The organism is Azospirillum brasilense (assembly GCF_007827815.1).
Lineage (GTDB): Bacteria > Pseudomonadota > Alphaproteobacteria > Azospirillales > Azospirillaceae > Azospirillum > Azospirillum brasilense_C.
Genome location: NZ_VITH01000016.1, coordinates 86,674 through 105,551, shown reverse-complemented (window position 1 = coordinate 105,551; position 18,878 = coordinate 86,674). Strand labels below are relative to the sequence as shown.

Genomic DNA, 18,878 nt, shown 5'->3' with positions numbered 1-18,878 from the left:
GGGAATTGGTCTTCGCGATATTGGAGCGGGCGAAGGGATTCGAACCCTCGACCCCAACCTTGGCAAGGTTGTGCTCTACCCCTGAGCTACGCCCGCGCCGCTCCAACGAAGGAGGCAGGGAGATACCGCACCGGCCCGGCGGAACGCAAGCCCTCTGTTCGGCCTCCGCTTGATTTTTCACGCCGGAGGAAATCGGTCGCCGTCTCCTGCGCATCGGAGGGAGCGTTAGGCTTAAAGTTATAACCCACTCAATGCTGTTGACTTCACAGTGCCGACTGTGGAAATTTCCCTTCACAAAACAAAGGCCTTGAGGTCTGGGGAGGAAACCAAAAACATCACGATGCTCCAAGAGCATTAGTCTGCCGCGCCGACCTCGTGTCCGGACGCGGCTTTTTTTTGTCCGCCGTCGTTCTTTTGCCGGAATCCGGTAATACCACTCCGGGCGATGGCGGGCGGGACTTGGCCCCGCCCGTCTCGGCGCAGTGCTTGGCGTCACAGCGCTCCGTGTCAGCGGCTTCGTGCCACGGGGCTTCACGTCATAGGGCTTCACGTCACAGGGCGATTCCGCCGGCCTCCAGATAGGCCTCCAGGGCCAACGCCTCCACCGTCGTCCGCCCGGCGCGCAACTGCGCGCGCAGCCCCTCCTCCATCCGTTCGCGCTCCGCCGCCTTGGCGAGCGCGGCGGCGGCCTCGGCCTGGGGCACCACGACCACCCCGTCGTCGTCGCCGACCAGGATGTCGCCCGGCATGACCATCACGCCGCCGCAGACGATGGGGGTGTTCACATCGCCCGTGGGCTGGGTCTTGGTGGTGCCCTTCATGCTGGTCCCCCGGCAGAAGACCGGGAAGCCCATCTGGCGGATGGCCGCGGCGTCGCGCACGCAGCCGTCGATCACCAAGCCGGCCAAGCCGCGCTGGAGCGCCGCCTCGGTCAGCACGTCGCCCCACGGGCCGGCCTCGGTCATGCCCTTGAAATCGACCACCAGCACGTCGCCCGGACGGGTCAGCGCCATGGCGGCGTGGATCATCAGATTGTCGGTCGGTCCGCCGGACACGGTCACCGCGGTGCCGAACAGCGTCATGCCCGGATAAAGCGGCTTGATCGGAAAGGACATCGCGCCCTTCTTGCCCATCGCTTCGTGCAGCGTGGCCGGGGACTGGCCGCGGAAGGCGGCGACCAGATCGGGGGCGGGACGGGGGAACTCTTTGACGACGGTCATCGCACAGGCACCTTTCACGGCGTGAAGGCCGCCCGCTTCCCGGAGGAGGGCGGGCGGGGAGAAAAGGACATTCGGACTCACTCGTCCTTGAAGGCTTCGTCGCGTCGCCGCCGTATCGCCGGCATCACCATCACGAGCAGCAGAAGAGCGGCGACGGCCAGCAGGCTGCCGCTGATCGGGCGGGTGGCGAAGACGGTGGGGTCGCCGCCCGACAGCAGCAGGGCGCGTCCGAGATTCTCCTCCAGCAGGGGGCCCAGCACGAAGCCCAGCATCAGCGGCGCCGGCTCGCAGTCCAGCTTGCGCAGGACGTAGCCCAGCACCCCGAACAGGGCCATCAGCAGCACGTTGAAGGCGCTGTTGTTCAGCGTGTAGGTGCCGATGCAGCAGAAGACCAGGATGGCCGGGAACAGATAGCCGTAGGGCACCCGCAGAAGCCGCACCCACAGCCCGATCATCGGCAGGTTCAGGATCACCAGGATCACGTTGCCGATCAGCATGCTGGCGATCATGCCCCAGAACAGCTCCGGCTGCTTGACCATGATCTGCGGCCCCGGCGTGATGCCGTGGATGGTCATGGCGCCGATCATCAGCGCCATGATGGCGTTGGGCGGGATGCCCAGGCTGAGCATCGGGATGAAGCAGGCCTGCGAGGCGGCGTTGTTGGCGGCCTCCGGTGCGGCCACCCCCTCGATGGCGCCCTGGCCGAAGCGCTCCGGGTGGCGGGACACCTTCTTTTCCAGCGAATAGGCGGCGAAGGAGCCGAGCGTGGCGCCGCCGCCGGGCAGGATGCCGAGAAGCGCGCCCATCACCGTGCCGCGCACCGTCGCCGGCCACGCCTGGCGGACATCCTCGCGTTTCGGCCACAGGCTGGCGATGGGGGCGGTGGTCCGCCCGACGCCGCCGGTCTGCTCCAGGCTGGCGATGATCTCGGCCAGCCCGAACAGGCCCATGGCGAGCGGAACGAAGTCGATGCCGTCGTAGAGCTGCGGCAGGCCGAAGGTGAAGCGCGTGTCGCCGGAATTCACGTCGGTGCCGACCATGCTCAGCAGCAGGCCCAGCAGGATCATCGCGATGGCCTTCACCACCGAGCCGTGGGCCAGCGTCACCGCCCCGATCAGGCCGAGCAGCATCAGCGACACGTATTCCGCCGGTCCGAAGGCGAGCGCCACCCCGGCCAGCGGCGGGCCGGCCACGGCGATCAGAAAGGTCGTGACGATGCCGGCGAAGAGCGAGGCGAGCGCCGCCGTGGCGAGCGCCACCCCGGCCCGGCCCTGCCGCGCCATAGCGTGGCCGTCCAGGCAGGTCACGACCGAGGAGGATTCGCCCGGCAGATTCACCAGGATCGCCGTCGCCGATCCGCCATACTGCGAGCCGTAGAAGATGCCCGCCAGCATGATCAGCGCGCCGACCGGCGGCAGGTGGAAGGTCAGGGGCAGCAGCATCGCCACCGTCGCGGTCGGCCCCAGGCCGGGCAGGACGCCGATCAGCGTGCCGATCAGCGCCCCGCCGAAGCAGAGCAGCAGATTGTCCGGGGACAGCGAGACCGTCAGGCCGAGCAGCAGGTTGCCGATCAGGTCCGTCATGGCCATACCCCCAGGGGCCAGACCTGCAAGGGCAGGCCCAGCCCCCAGACGAACAGGGCGACGCAGCCCGCCGCCAAGGCGCCGCCCAGCAGCGCCAGCGGAACCGGGCGCAGCGGCTGTCCGGCCAGGTTGCCCACCCCCACCAGGATCAGCACCGCCGGCACCAGCCCCAGGGTTTCCACCGTCCCGGCGAAGGCGAGCACCGCCGCCGTCACCCCGAACAGCGGGCGCCAGCCCCAGGACGGCAGGGCGGCGCCGTGGGCCAGCAGGCTCCGGCCGGTCACCACGGCGCCGGCCAGCACCATCAGCGCTCCGATCATCCGCGGGAAAAAGCCCGACTGCACGTAGGCGAGCGTTCCGGTTGGCCAGTCGCGCCCCATCCACAGGGCGATCAGGCCGAAGGACGTGATCAGCAGGCCCGCAGCCAAGTCCTGCGAGGCCCGCCCCGGAATCCGGAGCGGCGTCCGCTCATCGGCCGCCGCGTTCCGGGATGCAGCCGGGGCGGTGCCGAACGGCGTGGCGGACGGGCCGCGGGGTGGGGTGGCCACGGACGAGGAGGGGCGGAGGTTTGGAAAGGGCAGGCTCGGCATGGGTCTTCCATGGCTTTCAATGGGCGGCTTTCGGAAGGGGGAATTCCGGCTGGGATGGACAGTCGGGCGAGGTTTGCAAGCATAAAGGTAAAATTTAACAGGAAACCCTTATTGATCGTTGTTCATTCATCCTATCCGGATTACTCAGAAGAGCAATAGCGCCGATCATACCCATCAAAATGACGCAACTGACGTCGCGCTTGCCGAAAATGGATTGCTTTATTGATCGATAAGTCCCTTAACGGTTGATGAGTGTTTTCGAATGCACGGCGGACCGATGAGGCCGAGCGTGGCCTTTTCCCCTGTCTTGCCTTGCCGGCGGCCAGCCGTTGCCGTTGCCCCGGAGCGCGTTGCTTGACGCTGATCCGTTCCTGACGGTCCATGGCGAGGCGGTTGGGACGGCCCGGCGGGCGGGGCATCGCCGCCGCGGCGTCGCTTGCCGCTGCGCAGCAAGGCGTCTTTTCTTCGACCAAGCGGGCTTTGGCCAAGCGGGAGCTTGGCTTTTGATCTTCATCAAAAAATGAGTATGTCTTCGGAATAGATGGCCTGTTTACGCGCTGTTAATCAAATCAGCTCATAAATGGCTTCACCAAGTTCTCTTGGTTTCCTCCCTCCCAGAACTAGGCTGCGCCTCACCGGCTGCAGCCTTTTCTTTTTCTGGACATTGTCATCCCAAGGTGGATGGAGGAAACCGCAAGGGGCGGCGTCTTTTCAGCGAAGGCCGCTCAGCGGGGGCTTGACCTTTGCTGCGATGCAGCATAGATTGAGTCCCGGATGCCCTTTGGGCGTTTCCTCCCTAGACTTGAAGGCCGCGCCTCCTGGCTGCGGCCTTTTTCTTGCCCCTGGCCTGCGGGCGCGCGCCCGGCGTCCGCGCGATCGTCTCTCGCGGCGCGGTAGCGCCCGTGATATGCAGGCCGGACCATAGAAGCCCCGTTCGTCGAACCGAAGGCCCGCATCATGGCCGAGCGCCGCACGCCCTCCCTGTCCACCCTCCGCAACCTTGGGCGGGGGCTGCTCGTCCTGCTCCTGCTCGGTGGGGCCGGGGCCTGGTGGGCGTGGCATGGCGCCTTCGGGATGGACGCGCTTCAGGACGTCCTGCGCCACCACCCCGCGGCACCGGTGCTGTTCCTGCTTCTGCACATCCTGGCCAGCCTGCTGTTCTTCCCGCGCTCCGTCATGGCGATGGTCGCCGGGCTGGTCTTCGGCGTCTGGTGGGGCGGGGTGCTGGCGGCGGCGGGCAGCGTGATCGGCGCCTCCACCGGCTTTCTGCTGACCCGCTACGTCTGCGCGGGGCTGGTCCCCGCCCTGGATGGCGCGCGCTGGGGCGACGCCCTGCGCCGGCTGGAGACCGGCGGCTGGCGCGCCGTCGCCATGCTGCGGCTGGTTCCCGTGCTGCCGCACAGCGGGGTGAACTACGCGCTCGGGCTGACGCGGGTGCGGCTCGGCGCCTACGCCTTCGGGTCGCTGGTCGGGCAGTTGCCGATGACGGTCGCCTTCGTGCAGTTCGGTGCCGCGGGCGACCACGCCCTGGCCGGCAAGCCGGACTGGATCGCGCCGACCGTCATCGGGCTCAGCCTGCTCATCCTGTCGGTTCTGCTGCCCAAGGTCGGGCCGAAGCTGCGCGAGAAGTTCGGCGCCGGGCGCGCCTGACGGCCGGGTTTCACCAGAACGGTCCGGCGCGATCTCTTGCGGAGACACCATGAACATCGTCTTCATCCACCAGAACATGCCCGGCCAGTACAAGCATCTGGCCGCCCGCCTGGCCGCCGACCCGGCGAACCGCGTCGTCTTCATCACCAAGCGCACCGACCGGGACATTCCGAACGTCCGCCGGCTCTCCTACCAGCCCAGCCGCAAGCCGCGGGAGAACGCGCATCCCTATCTGGTGTCCACCGAGAACGCGGTGCTGCACGGCCAGGCCGCGGCCCGGCTGCTGATGGGCCTGCGCGAGGAGGGCTTCCGCCCCGACGTCATCGTCGGCCATCCGGGCTGGGGCGAGACGCTGTTCGTCAAGGACGTGTTCCCCAACACCCCTTACCTGAACTACTGCGAGTTCTTCTACCGCGCCCAGGGGCTGGACGTCGGCTTCGACCCGTCGGTCCCGGTCAACATGGACACGGTGCTGCGGCTGCGCATGCGCAGCACGCCGCTGCTGCTGGCCCTGGAGGCCTGCGACCGCGGCATCGCCCCGACCGCGTGGCAGCGCGACTCCCACCCGGCGGCGTTCCACCCGAAGATCGAGGTGATCCACGACGGGGTGGACACCGCACAGCTCCTTCCCGACCCGGGCATCCGAGTCACGCTGGGGAACGGGACGGTGCTGACGCGCGAGGACGAGGTGCTGACCTACGCCGTGCGCAACCTGGAGCCCTACCGGGGTTTCCCCAGCTTCATGCGCGCCCTGCCGCGCATCCTGGAGGCGCGGCCCAAGGCCCATGTGCTGATCGCCGGCGGCGACGAGGTCAGCTACGGTTCGGCGCCCCCCGGCGGGAAGAGCTGGCGGGAAACCATGCTGGCCGAGGTGCCGCTGGACCCGGCGCGCGTCCATTTCCTGGGGCACCTTCCCTACGACCAGTATCTGTCGGTCTTGCGGCTGTCGCGGGCGCACGTCTACCTGACCTATCCCTTCGTGCTGTCCTGGTCGATGGTGGAATCCATGGCGCTCGGCTGCGTGGTGATCGGCTCCGACACCGCCCCGGTGCGGGAGGTTCTCCGGCACGGCGAAAACGGTCTGCTGGCCGATTTCTTCTCCCCCGACGACATCGCCGCCAAGGCCATCGCCGTGCTGCAGGACCCCGGCGCCTTCGCCCCGCTGGCCCAAGCCGCGCGGGAGACGGCGGTGGAGCGGTTCGAGTTGTTCCGCTGTCTGGACCGCCAGATCGCGCTGATCCGCGCGATGGCCTGAGGCGGAAAAGACCACACTCCGTGCGGCAATATTTTCCGGGCGGCTGGGCAGAAGCCGGCAGCCACGGGGAAGATTTTGCCGGGTGAGCCGGCCGGCTGGAATTCCCGGGAATGGTTTGATTTTGAGATAACTTCCAAACGAAAGCATGGGATTGGCCGGGAGGGCACGGGGCGTGGCATGACCCTTGCGATGGTGGGGTTACCGATCCGGCGAACCCGAACACGAGTGCCTGCCATGTCCATGACCGCAGTCCAGCCGATGCCGGCTGCCTCGGCGACCGCCCTGGAGGCGGACGACGTTTCCAACATCCCGCGCCGCGGCGGTTTCGCCTGGGAAGCCGTGAAGACCCTGATCGCCGTCGCCGTCTTCGCCGCGATGCTGCTGCCCGTGGCCTTCCCGTCGAAGGCGAGCCCGCAGGGCCGGCTTCAGCAGGCCTCCTCGGAGGACATGGCGCCGCCCGCCGTGAAGGCCGTGGCGAAGGCCGACGCCCAGAAGGCCGTCCGCAAGCCGGTGGCGAGCAACTGAGTTTCTGACGGCGTTTTCCCCACGACAAAGGCGTCCGGTGCCATCACCGGACGCCTTTGTCGTTCCTGCCGGACCGCTCAGAGCGGCCGGGCACCGGTGCGGATGATGGTGCCGACATGCTCGCCGCGCAGCGCGGCGGTCAGACGGCCCGGAACCAGCCCGTTGACGACCTGCACGCGCTCCAGATGGCGGGCGTTCGCCATCACCTCCAGCAGCGCGCCGTCCAGCGGCAGCGTGCCGCCCCGCTTGGCCAGTTCGGCGGCGGTGGTCTCGCGCAGCAGTTCCGCCGTTCCGCCCTCGGGGCCGTTCGGGTCGGTGGTGTGGATGCCGTCCACGTCCTCCACGATGGTCAGCCCGGCGGCGCCCAGGGCGTCGGCCAGCAGGAAGGCGCCGGTGTCGGCCCGGTGCTGCGGGATGCGCGAACCGGGGAACTCGTGGTGGTGGTAGGGCGGGAAGGCGCTGCCCACCACCGCGCGGGCGGCGGAGAGATGAACCGCGAGCTGGTTCGCGATGGTCCCGTGCTCGACATAGGACACGCCGTCCGGCGAGAGCAGGGCCGCCAGGATGTGGCCGTTCTGCCCGGCCTCGGTCGCGGCGAGCGGGGCGAGCGAGCCGACCGGCAGGCCGAGGTCCAGCCCGACGCTGTAGAGGTGGCGGGCGCGGATGCCGGCGCCGGTCAGGATCAGCAGCCGGTGCTCCGGCAGGACGCTGCGGATCTCCTCGACGATCGGCAGGATCGCCTCGTGGCCGCGGTCCATGATCGACCGCCCGCCGATCTTCACGACCTGCAGCCAGGGCAGCAGGCGGATCGGGCGGACGCCGGCGACCGGGGCGGTCAGGCTGCCGTCGAGCAGGGTCTGGCGGGCGAGCGGCGAGGCCACATGCTTGATGCTGTTGGTGATGTCAGACATGGGATGTGGTCCTTCAGCACGCGGTGATGATGGTGCCGACATGCTCGCCGGCGAGCGCACGGGTCAGGTTGCCGGGGACGAGGCCGTTGATGACCTGCACCTCGCGGACGTGGCGGGCGTTCTTCAGCAGGTCGAGCACCGGGAACTCCAGGATCGAATCCTGCAGCCCCTTCGCCTTCATCTCGTCCACCGAGATTTTCGGGATGAAGGTGGTGTTCTTGGAGGTCTTCGGGTTCCCGGTGTAGAGCCCGTTCTCGTCCTTCACGTAGATCATCGCCTTGCAGCCGAACTGCTCGGCCACCAGAAAGCAGCCGGCGTCGGTGCGGTAGGGCGGAATGACGCCCTCGGCGGCGGGGCGCATCCACAGCTTGTAGGGCGGCATACCGCTGAAGACGACGGCGTTCACTTCGGCCAGGAATAACGGTACCGACGACAAGCCGGCGCCGTCCACCGCGGAGATGCCGTGCTTGGCGAGGAGCTGGCCGAGCATCGCCGCGTTCTGGTCGGCGACCGAGCCGCCGAGTTGCGAGAGCAGGCCGGCCGGCAGGTTCAGCCCCGCCGCGATCGAGTAGATGTGGCGGGCGCGGGTGCCGGCGCCGGTCCCGATCAGCAGCTTGTGCTCCTTGCGGGCGGCGACGATCTCGTCGACCAGCGGGTAGACGGCGGCGCGGCCGCGGTCGATGACGCTCTGCCCGCCGATCTTGAGCACCGTCGCGTTCGGTAGGATGCGGAAGTCCGCCGCGGCGTCCGCCGCCGCCAGAAGCTGCGCGTCGGTCAGCGACCGCTGCATGAGGAGCGCTTCAAGCTCCGCTGTCGTGCTGGTCATGAGGGGCTGTTCCCTTTCGGTTCGAAGGCGTGCCGGTGCGTTTCCGCCCTGCCGATCCCGCAAAACGGCGTATCGGAGACTAACTTTTGTATTAAGCGTTGTCGGAACCGTGAGCCTTTCCCGCGGTCGCGTCAACCCGCAAAATGAAAAGATCGTTGTTTTTCATGGCGTTATGAAGGGCGCGGTGATAACGCCGATGCATCGCTCATAAATTCCTGATTCAACGGTCCGTTCCGTCTGTCGAGGACCTGCGCGCGGGCCCGACTGCAGGGTCCGGTTATAGGATCCGGCTACAGGGTGATGAACGCGATGTAGGAATCATTGCCGGCCATGCCGGTGGTGACGGTCATCGCGCCCACCGACTTGCCGGTGAAGGTCATGCTGGCGTCGATGGTGCCGTTGCCGTCGATGTCGCAGCGGACCGTGGCGCCCTTGTAGCCCTCGGCACCGCCCATCTCCTCCCAGGTCAGCCGGGACTGGCCGGGCACGAAGCCCCAGAGGGTTGTCCACTCGCCGCGCTCCAGGTCGACGATGGTGGACCAGGTGACTTCGCCCCCGCGGCCATCCACGAAGAAGGTGTCGTGGCCCGGCCCGCCGATCAGCCAGTTGGAGCCCGATCCGCCGTCCAGCACGTCGTCGCCGGCGCCGCCCCAGGCAGCGTCGTTGCCGCCCATCAGATGGATGAAGTCGTTGCCGTCCGACCCGCCGACCACCTCGTCCTCGTCGGTGCCCAGGAAAGCCCATTGCAGGTTCGCCACCGGCCCCTCGTAGGCATAGGCGGCCACGGCCTGCTGCACCCCGCCGACGGTCCGGCTGAAGGGGACGAAGGGCCGCTCCGGGGCGGCGTCGGGAAGCGGGGACGAGGCGGGCGGAGCGACCGGCGACGTCGGCAGCGCGCCGCCGTCAGGCTCGAGGACGGGCGGTGTGGCGGGGGTTCCGTTGTCGGGCACCGGCACCGGGGCGGGCGGCTGGTTGGTCTGGGGATCGGACGGGGGCAAGGGGGTGATGCCCCCGCCGCCCTCCTGCGGGGGCACCGTGCCGCCGCCGGAGACGATGCCCATCAGCGTCCAGGCGAGATCCTGGAGGCCGGCGGTGAGCGCCGGGGACAGCGGCAGCAGGCTGTAGTCGTGGTTGTAGGCGTCGGCGAACAGCGGGTCCCCGGTCCGGTCGTTCGTTCCGTAGGCGCCGACCTGATGCAGGAAGTTGGCGTCGATGGCGTTCTGCCCGGCCGACAGGATCGTCACGTAGCCGCCGAGCGGCGTCGTCCCCGACACGAGGTTGCCGGTGACCGTGTTGTTCGCCGGAATGCCCGCCGCGCCCGCCAGGGGCACCCATTCGATGCGGATGAAGCTTTCGCCGTTGGCGCCGAGCACGCTGACGTTGTTGGTGACGGTGTTGTCGTGCCCGCCATGGATCATGACGGCGGCCCAGGCGGTGTCGCGCAGGAAATTGCCTGTCACCGTCACGCCGCTGGTCAGGTCGTCCAGATAGATGCCGTAGCCTTTGTAGTCGCGCAGCCACTGGCCGGTGCTGGTGGTGGCGATGCCGCCGGTGTGCTCGACCCGGTTGCCCTCGATCCGCGTGCCGGTGTTCAGGTTCGACCGCCCGAGCAGCTCGATGCCGCCGGAATCCGCCGTCTCCAATCCCGTGTTGCGCACGCGGTTGTAGAGGATGGCGTTGTTCAGGCTGATGGTCGCGGTGTCCCAGTTCTTGACCGAGATGCCGTAGCGCGCGCTGCGGTCGATGTCGTTGTGGGAGATCACCGTGTCGCTGATCCCCGACGCCATGATGCCGCCGGCGTATTTGCGCACCTCGCCGATGTTCTGGATGCGGTTGCCGGTCACCGTGTTGCCGATCGACTGGCCGGTCAGCGCGATGCCGTTGATGCCGAGATGGTCCAGGTAATTGCCGCTGACCAGATTGCGGTCCGATCCCTGGGTCAGCCGGATGCCGGTGCCGACGTTCACGAAGCTGTTGCCGGCGATGGTGTTGACGTCGCCGTTGAGGACGTCGAGCGCGTTGCCGTCCGTCGTCGTGTTGGCGAAGGTCAGCCCTTGGACCGTCACCCCGTTGGCGCCGTTCAGCCGCAGCAGCGTGCCGAGCCGGGCGACCTCCACCCCGGTTCCGGTGAAATCCTCCCCCGCCTTGATGACCAGCCGCCCGTCCGAGGCGCGGTAGGCGAACTCCCCAACCTGGTCGACATGGGCGCTGTTGCCCAGCAGCTTGAAGGTCGAGCCGTCGCGTATGGTGAAGGGCGCGTCGGCGGTGAAGGTCAGGGTGCGCGTCACCGTGTCGATGCCGGCGACGGTCAGGATCGCGTCCTGGAGCCGCTCTGTGTCGAAGACCTGGACCCGGCTGCCCGGCACCAGATCGGCGGTCGTGACGTCGCCCGCCCGGTAGCGCAGCGCGTTCTTGCTGGCGCCATAGGCGCTCGCGTCGGCGACGAACCAGCCGGTGGTCGGGTCCTGCGGGTCGTAGGCGCCCTTGGAGGCCAGCCGGTAGCGCACGCCGTCGACGGTGACGTCCAGCCCCGGTGCCGCGGACAGGGGCGCCGACCAGACGCCGTTGCCCTCGTAGGTGAAGCCGGTGACCCGCTCGCCGCCGCTGAGGACCGCCTGCTCGCCCGGATAGCCGAGGATGCGGACGCCGCTGTCCGGCGCGCCGAGGGTGAGCGTGTTCGTCAGATTGTAGGAGCCCTCGCGAACGTAGGTGGTCTTGACGTTGCCGGCGCGCATGGCCGCCTGCGCCCGTTCCAGGCTGGCGAAGGGGCCGTCGGTGCCCTCGGCGTTGGGGTTGGCCAGCCGCCCGGACCAGCCGTCGTTGCCGTTTTTCGCCACGTAGAAGGCGTCACCCTGCGGAGCCGCTGTGTCCGACGCGCTGCCCTGGAACACGGGGGCGGCGACCGCCAGGGTGACGGAGCCGTCGTTGGACGGCGCCGGGGGGGCCTGGGTCTTGCCGTTCACCGTCACGGCGCCGAGCGCCAGGGCGCCGGCCGGTGTCCCGTCCACCGGCAGGATCCGCACCGTGTGAGCGATGGACGGGTCCAGGATGACGCCGAAGGTGAAGCGTTCGGCGGTGCCGGACGCGGCCTCCGCCTCCCCCACCGGCTTGCCATCCACCAGGACCTTGAAGCGCACCAGCCCGGTGGCGGACGCGCCGCGCGCCGCCTCGACGGTGATGGGGATGGGCCGGGTGATCACCTCCTCCGGCTTGGGCGGGGGGCGGACCAGCGGACCGCCGAACATCTCCTCGCCCAGGCCGAAGGACAGAAGTCCGCCCCAATAGAGCCCGACCTGGCCGGGGACCACGTCCTTCCCGTCCACCACCCCCTTGTCGTAGGTGGCCCGCGCGTCGGTGGATTTGACCTCCTGCCCGTCGACGAGGATGGAGCCGACGAAGAGGTTGCGGTCCACCCCGTTCACCACCCCGTCGTTGTCGTACCAGATCGAAATCCGGTGGGCTTGGTCGGGATCGACCGTGGCGGTGAAGCGGTAAGGGGTGCTGGAGGTGGCGGCGACCCACGCTTCGCCGATCATCACGCCATCGACCAGCAGTCGGAAATGCGGCGCCTGGCCGGCGGACACGCCCCAGGCGTTCACGACGATCGGGATGTCGATGGTCCGTTGCGGGGACGTGGACATGCGGGATCCTGAAGCCTGCGGGCGGAGAAACCGCCCGTCCCGAGGGTTGCGGATTGCTCCCTCGCGCTCCAAAGCTGGCATACCACTATCGATTGGGTGTGTGACATTGGTCCCAGAATGGCCACAGCCAAGGCACTGGTCACAGCCCATGCGGGAAGGCTTGCCCAGGCTCGCGGAGCGGCGGTAGATAGCGGTTCCCCTCCCGCCTCCTGCACCGAGCCCCCATGACCCTGCCGCCGACCTTCGACGCGGATGCCCTCGCCCGCTACGCGGCGGCGGACGTCATCTTCCTGGCCCAGGACGGCTTCCGGCAGCCCTCCGCGCGGGTGCGCTGCTACAACTTTGCCAAGGCGCTGCGCCAGCAGGGGCTGCGGGCGGAGGTGCTGTCCTTCTTCGACCATCTGGGCGCCGCCGATCAGGCCGGCGCCCTATCGACCATCCCCGAGGAGGAGAAGATTTGCCTGAACCTGGAGGCGCACCGGGTGCTGGCGACCAACCCGCGGGCAATCCTCTACGTCCAGAAGGTCGGCTACCACACGCTGGCGGCCGCCCTGGCGGCGGAGCGGGGCGGCAACCGGATCGTGCTCGACTACGACGACTACGAACTGGACATGCAGCCCTTCCGCCGGCTGGAGCCCTGGTTCCCCAGCCTGCGCCCCGACCAGCTCTTCCACACGGTCGCCAACCGGGCCGGCGCCTGCGTGGCGGCCAGCCACCGGCTCCAGGCCCTCCTGGCGCCGCTGAATTCGAACACGCACCTGATCCACACGGTGGCCGACCAGGATCTGTTCACCGCCGACGGACGGGACGCGCCGCGCCGCCGCTTCGGGGACCGGGTGAACATCCTCTATTCCGGCGACTTCTGGGGCGACATCCCCATGAAGGACGTGCTGTTCGCGGTGGACGCCTTCGCGCTGGTCCCCCGCGCCGTGCGCGACCGCGCCTGTTTCCACATCATCGGCTTCGGGCGGGCCTGGGAGGAATTGAAGCGGCGCCTGAGGGAGCGCTTTCCGGACCTGCCCAACCTCGAACTGCACGAGTTCATCCCGCCGACCGAGATCCCCGCCGTGCTGCGGGAGATGGACATCGGCGTGCTGCCCTACTCGGCCAACGAGTTCAACGTCGCCAAGAGCCCGACCAAGATGTTCGAGTTCCTGCTGGCCAAGGTGGCGGTCTGCGCCACGCCGGTGGGCGAGGTGACGCACTGCCTGGAAAACGGCGTGTCCGGACTGCTGGCCGAGGGGATGGAGGGCTACTCCGCGGCGCTCGCCCGGCTGATCGGTGACGACGCCTTCCGCCGGGACGTCGCCGAGGCCGCGCATCGGGTGGCGATGGAGCGTTTCTCCCTCCAGGGCATCGCCCCCCGGCTGGCCGCCGTCGTCCGCGGCCTGCTGGAGCCGGAGCTACGGGCGGAGGCCCAGCCGGTGACGACGCTGGAGGATTTCCTGGCCGCCCGCCTCGCCCGGCCGGTCCCGCCGGCCCCGCGCGAGGTGCATCTGATGCGCCGCGACCTGGAAGCCCTGCTGGCCACCGAGAACCTGGAGACCGCCGACCCGCGCCGCTGGAGCGGGCCGCTGGTCGCCGCCCTCGACTGGCCCGGCCTGACCAGCGTGGAGCGGGTGGCGCCGGACCGCGTGGCCGCCCTGAAGACCGCGGCGGCGCGCCACCGCAACGCCGCCCGGCTGCGCCCGGAAATCCTCCTGCCGGCGCGGGAGCGGCCCCCCGGCCCTCCGGCGCTCGGCAAGCTCGCCGCGGCGGAGGATTGGGACGACCCGAATTGGCGGCCCTGGGCGGTGCGGGTGCGGACCAACGTCTCGACCTTCCAGGCCCCCTACATCGACGACGCCGACGCGGAGCGCCGCCGCGACGAGGATGCCCGCAACAACATCGACAATTTCTTCAAGCGCAGCCGCGGCACCTGGGAGCGCGCTCAGTTCCTCTACGGCCTCGACCGGCTGGGGCTGCTGGAGCGGAGCCCCCGCGCCCTGGTGGTGAGCGCCGAGGTGGACGGCTTCTACCTCATGCTGACCGAGTTGGCGCGGGCCGTCGGGGTGGTCGATGTCGGGCCAGGGGCGGCGGCCCATGCGGAGCGGGTGGGGCGCGGCGACCGCGACCCCTGGCTCGCCAAGCCGCGCCGCTTCCACCGCGACCGCATCGCGATCCATCACGGGATGCCCGGACGGGATCTGTTCGCCGACGCGCCGTGGGACGCCGTCGTCCTGCCGCAGAACACGCTGCCGCGTCTGGCGGAAGAGGGCAAGGCGGCGGAGGTGCTGGCCTGGATCGACCAACGTCTGGCGCCGGGTGGGGTGCTGGCCTTCTCGGCGGAGATCCGGCTGAATGGGCGTCCGGGCGTGCCGGGGCTCACCCCGAGTCAGGCCGAGGACCTGGGAGACGCCTTGGCGGGCACCGGACTGGAACTGCCGGGGCCGGTGGACCTGTCGCTCAGCGACGCCACGCTCGACCGCTTCGTGACGACCGGCGTCCCGGGCTCCGCAAACCCGAACTTCGCCGCCCGCACCGGCGAGGCCCTGCACGTCACCGCCGTCTGGTTCGCCCGCAAGCAGGCCGCCACCCCGGATGGCGGGTGGGAGAGGCTGGCCGGGCTCCTGGCCTGACCGGCTTCTCCGTCTGGCTTCACTCCGCCGGGCCTTACTCGGCCAAGACAGGCGTGTCGTCGTAGAGATCGCGCAGGGCTGCGGCGGGAATTCCCAGCCGCGTCGCGTCCTGTCGCATCGCCGTGCGGGAGGAGACGATGCGGGGCGTCAGGAAGACCGGCCCCGCGAAGCCGGGCAGGGTGGCGGGGGCCTCCACCGGAGCGCCGTCCAGCGACTGGCCGGCCAGCTTGCCGTCGAACAGCCGCACGCGGCCCTCCGTGATGAGCGGCTTCAGCGCCGGCACCTGCCCCAGCGTCTCGAAGAAGTCGGTGCCGATGCCCCACAAGGCCACCGGCCCGTCGGCCGCCGCTTCGGTCACCGCAGCACCCAGCGCACGCCATTGGCGGATGAGGTAGTCGGAGCTGCTCTTGGCCTTGTCGGCTCCGATGGCGAGGTCGCCTTCGGACAGGCGACGCATCTTCTCGCCGCCGTCCGGCACGTAAAGATACTGCTCGTCGAGCGCCGCCCCGGCGTAGCGGTCGAGATGGCCTTTCTCCCGCAGGGTGGACATCGGCGTGCCCTCGATCTCGCCGCAGCCCGTCTCCTGGAAGGTGTCGAGCGGCAGGCTGGCGATGTAGGCCTTGGTGTCCTGCATCTGCTCGCGCGTTTCGCCCGGCAGGCCGTAGGTGAAGGTGCCGTGCACCGTCATGCCCAGACGCTTGATCTCATGCACCGCGGCGCGCGCGGTCTCAAGGTTCAGGCGCTTGTTGACGATGTTGTCGTTGACCCACTGGTTGCCGCTCTCAAAGCCCAGCTTGACGCCGAAGCAGCCGCTGTCGCGCATGGCCTGCCACGTTTCCAGCTTGATGGTGTCGGCGCGGCACATGGCCGACCAGGGCAGGCCGATGCGGGTCATCACCTCGCATATCCCCAGGACGTGCTTGTCGCCGAGGTTGAAGGTGTCGTCGTCGAAATAGATGGACCGGTAGCCGTAGCGTCCGACCAACTCGCGCAGCATCCCTTCCACATAGTCCGGCTCGTAGAAGCGGACCGAGCGCTTGCCGGTGCCGTCCGGGTCGTTGCCGGTCATGGTCGCCGGCCAGACGCAGAAGATGCACTTGTAGGGGCAGCCGCGGCTGGCCCAGACCTGGAGCTGTGGCGCCTTCTGCCCGGCGGGGTTCACGTCCCAATAGCGATGGGCGATGACCTCGTCGAAGTAGGGATAGGGCGCGGCGTTCATCTCCGCCACCGTCAGCAGTTCGTGGGGAAGAACACCCGACGCGCCGTTCAGCACGCGCACGCTGCCCTTCTCGTACTCGCCCTGGATGACGGCGTGGATGGGGAACTGCTCCATCACCGCCTCGCCCTTGGCGGACATGGCGCCGGTCAGCACGATCTTGGTGTCGGGCAGGATCTCCTTGACGCGCCGCACGATGGTCTGGTCGTGGTCCCAGCAGGGCGTCGCCGTCTCGATGAAGATGTACTCGTACCGCTCTTCCCGCAGATGCTGGAAATAGCTGTCGTAGGACTCGCGCAGCGCGACGGAGTCGCGGAAGACGACCTTCGCCCCGGTGGCCTTGGCGGCGTAGGTCGCGGCGTAGCCCATGAAGAAGGGATAGGGCAGATACTCCCCGAACACGAAGTTGCCGGGCGCGGAGTGGGCCTGGTTGGTGTGCGGCCACCGCGAACCGGCGCGCACGCCGCTGAACCAGGCGGAGGCCGGGGCGTCGTCGCCGGCGAACTCGAACCGCTTGACCCACCAGGGCGGATTGCTGAACAGGACCTTCATCGCGCTTCCTTCCACCGCTCCCCGCGGATCGTCATTCTCGGGCCAACCGTCACTGGCCAGCCGTCACGGGCGGGCAAACCGGTCGGTCATTTCGGCATGCATCTCGGCCAGGATACCGTCGATATCGCGGGTCAGCGACCAGTCCGGATAATGCTCCTGGAAACGCCGGATGTCGCTGATCCACCAGATGTGATCGCCGATCCGGTTGGTCTCGTCGTAGCTCCAGGCCATCGGGCGGCCGGTCAGCTGCTCGGCCTTGGTGATGGCCTCCGCCATCGAGCAGTTGGAATGGCGCCCGCCGCCGATGTTGTAGACCTCGGCACTGCGCGGCTTCTGGAAGACATGCCAGAAAGCGTTCACCAGATCGAAGGAATGGATGTTGTCGCGCACCTGCTTGCCCTTGTAGCCGAACACCCGGTAGGGCGTGCCGGTGACCGCGCATTTCACCAGATAGGCCAGGAAGCCGTGGAGCTGGGCGCCGGAATGGCCCGGCCCGGTCAGGCAGCCGCCGCGGAAGCAGGCGGTCTTCATGCCGAAATAGCGCCCGTATTCCTGCACCATCACGTCCGCGGCGACCTTGGAGGCGCCGAACAGGCTGTGCTTGGTCTGGTCGATGCTCATCGCCTCCGGAATGCCGTGGGCGGCCCAGGGGTGGGACGAGTCCAGCTCCCAGCGGCTCTCCAGTTCCACCAGCGGCAGGGCGTTGGGCGTGTCGCCGTAGACCTTGTTGGTCGAGGTGAAGATGAAGGGCGCGTCCGGGCAATGGCGCCGCGCGGCCTCCAGCAGGTTCAGCGTGCCGTTGGCGTTGACCGAGAAGTCGGTGAAGGGCTCCCGCGCCGCCCAGTCGTGCGACGGCTGGGCCGCCGTGTGGATCACCAGCGCGATGGATGCTCCGTAGCGCGCGAACAGCGCGTCGATGGCGCCCTGGTCGCGGATGTCCGCGGTGACGTGCGTGTAGGACGGGTGACGCTTCTCCAGCCGCTCCCGGCTCCAAGCCGTGCTCGCCTCGTCGCCGAAGAAGTAGCGGCGCATGTCGTTGTCCACCCCGACGACGTCGAACCCCTTCTCCGCGAAGAAGCCGACGGCTTCGGCGCCGATCAGGCCGGCGGACCCAGTGACGATGACGACGGACATGAGGGAATTCTCCTCGGGGAAAGTGGAGCGGAGGACCGCCAAGCGCCGTCTATAACAGAATCGGTTCCAGGATGCGCCGGTTGGCGTCCAGCCAGCCGAACAGCTCGTCCATGATGACGCCGGGTGTCTGTCGTGGGCGCCAGCCGGTCGCTTGCGTGACGTCCGCGTTGTCGGTCACGTACCAGGGGATGTCGGCGGCGCGGGTTTCCGGGCTGGCGGCGATGGGAATGCTTCGGCCCGCCCGCTCCGCGCAGAGCGCGGTCAGCTCAGCCAGCGAGACGCTCACCTCCGGCCCGCCGCCCACGTTGAAGACGCGGCCCTTGAACCGGTCCATGCCGGCCACCTGCACCGTCAGCAGGTCGTACAGGTCGGTGACGTGCAGCATGTCGCGCACCTGCAGCCCCTTTCCGCCGAAGCCGCTGTAGGACAGGGTGCCGCCATACAGATGCCGGGCCGCCCACAGCACGACGACGCCCTGGTCCACCTTGCCCATCTGCCAGGGGCCGGTCAGCACACCGCAGCGGTTGATGACGGCGCGCAGGCCGTACATGGCGCCGTATTCCTCGATCATCAGTTCCGACGCCAGCTTGGTGGCGCCGTAGATGGAGCGGCTGCCCGGCATCGGGAAGTCGGTCGCGATGCCCGCCGCCGACCAGCCCGGCCCGGCGGCGCCGTCCGGCAGGACCAGCCGCGTGGCGCCGCGCTCCAATGGTAGCCGGCGCAGCGGGTCGATGGGATAGACGCGGCTGGTGGACAGGAACACCATGTCGGCGCCGTGGCGCCGCGCCGCTTCCAGACAGTTCACCGTGCCGACGAGGTTGGTGTTGATGACGTAAGCCGGGCTGCCGTCATAGCCGGCGTGCACCGACGGTTCGGCGGAGCATTCCAGCAGCAGGTCGAAAGCGCCGAGTTCCTCCAGATCCTCCGGGTTGCGCACGTCGCCGTGAGCGAAGCGCACGCCGCCCGCGCGCAGGCGTTCCAGGGCCAGTTCGGAACCGCGCCGGCGCAGGTTGTCGAAGACGACGACCTCGGCTTCGGGCTGGTCGCGCTTGAACAGAAGGGCAAGGTTGGAGCCGACGAATCCCGCCCCGCCGGTGACGACGATCCTGCAGGGGCGTGTGGCGTTCATGATGGGGCGTTGTCCAGATATCTTGCGG

General features: G+C 68.8%; 13 protein-coding genes and 1 tRNA gene. 4 read left to right on the top strand and 10 right to left on the bottom strand.

The annotated features are described in order from the left end of the window. Positions 1-21: 21 nt before the first annotated feature. The 4 genes from FBZ83_RS26120 to FBZ83_RS26105 all read right to left on the bottom strand — a co-directional run bounded on the left by FBZ83_RS26120 (position 22) and on the right by FBZ83_RS26105 (position 3,393). Positions 22-96, bottom strand: a tRNA-Gly gene (locus FBZ83_RS26120). Between the two features lie 455 nt (positions 97-551). After that, on the bottom strand, positions 552-1,220 hold the full coding sequence (locus FBZ83_RS26115) for a 4-carboxy-4-hydroxy-2-oxoadipate aldolase/oxaloacetate decarboxylase (protein WP_145689740.1): 669 nt from the start codon (positions 1,218-1,220) through the stop codon (positions 552-554). A 77-nt stretch (positions 1,221-1,297) separates the two neighbouring features. Further along, complete coding sequence (locus FBZ83_RS26110) at positions 1,298-2,803, bottom strand: tripartite tricarboxylate transporter permease (protein ID WP_145689738.1); 1,506 nt, start codon at positions 2,801-2,803, stop codon at positions 1,298-1,300. Next, entirely contained in the window at positions 2,800-3,393 is a 594-nt protein-coding gene (locus FBZ83_RS26105; protein ID WP_145689736.1) for a tripartite tricarboxylate transporter TctB family protein, read from the bottom strand. Before FBZ83_RS26105 ends, FBZ83_RS26110 begins: the two co-directional genes overlap by 4 nt. A gap of 957 nt (positions 3,394-4,350) precedes the next feature. On the opposite strand from FBZ83_RS26105, the gene FBZ83_RS26100 reads away from it, so the two are divergent. The 3 genes from FBZ83_RS26100 to FBZ83_RS26090 all read left to right on the top strand — a co-directional run bounded on the left by FBZ83_RS26100 (position 4,351) and on the right by FBZ83_RS26090 (position 6,823). Next, entirely contained in the window at positions 4,351-5,043 is a 693-nt protein-coding gene (locus FBZ83_RS26100) for a TVP38/TMEM64 family protein (protein ID WP_145689734.1), read from the top strand. Positions 5,044-5,092: 49 nt separating this feature from the next. Further along, on the top strand, positions 5,093-6,298 hold the full coding sequence (locus FBZ83_RS26095; RefSeq protein WP_145689732.1) for a glycosyltransferase family 4 protein: 1,206 nt from the start codon (positions 5,093-5,095) through the stop codon (positions 6,296-6,298). A gap of 234 nt (positions 6,299-6,532) precedes the next feature. After that, a complete protein-coding gene (locus tag FBZ83_RS26090; RefSeq protein ID WP_145689731.1) occupies positions 6,533-6,823 on the top strand; it encodes a hypothetical protein in 291 nt (96 codons plus the stop codon). Positions 6,824-6,900: 77 nt separating this feature from the next. On the opposite strand, the gene FBZ83_RS26085 is transcribed toward FBZ83_RS26090, so the two are convergent. The 3 genes from FBZ83_RS26085 to FBZ83_RS26075 form a co-directional block, all read right to left on the bottom strand. Next, positions 6,901-7,734 carry a molybdenum storage protein subunit alpha gene (locus tag FBZ83_RS26085; RefSeq protein ID WP_145689729.1) on the bottom strand — a complete coding sequence of 278 codons (834 nt, stop codon included), beginning with the start codon at positions 7,732-7,734 and terminating at the stop codon, positions 6,901-6,903. 13 nt (positions 7,735-7,747) lie between these two features. Then, on the bottom strand, positions 7,748-8,560 hold the full coding sequence (locus FBZ83_RS26080; protein WP_145689727.1) for a uridine kinase: 813 nt from the start codon (positions 8,558-8,560) through the stop codon (positions 7,748-7,750). Between the two features lie 290 nt (positions 8,561-8,850). Then, the gene (locus FBZ83_RS26075; protein ID WP_145689725.1) at positions 8,851-12,201 is read right to left on the bottom strand and encodes a carbohydrate-binding domain-containing protein; all 3,351 of its coding nucleotides are present in this window, start codon (positions 12,199-12,201) and stop codon (positions 8,851-8,853) included. A 224-nt stretch (positions 12,202-12,425) separates the two neighbouring features. Between FBZ83_RS26075 and FBZ83_RS26070 the strand changes: the two genes are divergently transcribed. Continuing rightward, on the top strand, positions 12,426-14,819 hold the full coding sequence (locus tag FBZ83_RS26070) for a glycosyltransferase (RefSeq protein WP_145689723.1): 2,394 nt from the start codon (positions 12,426-12,428) through the stop codon (positions 14,817-14,819). 34 nt (positions 14,820-14,853) lie between these two features. Here the strand turns inward: FBZ83_RS26070 and FBZ83_RS26065 are convergent, their stop codons facing one another. From FBZ83_RS26065 to FBZ83_RS26055, 3 genes are all read right to left on the bottom strand, one after another. After that, positions 14,854-16,587 carry a B12-binding domain-containing radical SAM protein gene (locus FBZ83_RS26065; protein WP_145689721.1) on the bottom strand — a complete coding sequence of 578 codons (1,734 nt, stop codon included), beginning with the start codon at positions 16,585-16,587 and terminating at the stop codon, positions 14,854-14,856. A 63-nt stretch (positions 16,588-16,650) separates the two neighbouring features. After that, positions 16,651-17,721 carry an NAD-dependent epimerase/dehydratase family protein gene (locus FBZ83_RS26060; protein WP_145689719.1) on the bottom strand — a complete coding sequence of 357 codons (1,071 nt, stop codon included), beginning with the start codon at positions 17,719-17,721 and terminating at the stop codon, positions 16,651-16,653. Between the two features lie 49 nt (positions 17,722-17,770). Then, complete coding sequence (locus FBZ83_RS26055; RefSeq protein WP_145689717.1) at positions 17,771-18,850, bottom strand: NAD-dependent epimerase/dehydratase family protein; 1,080 nt, start codon at positions 18,848-18,850, stop codon at positions 17,771-17,773. Positions 18,851-18,878: the final 28 nt, after the last annotated feature.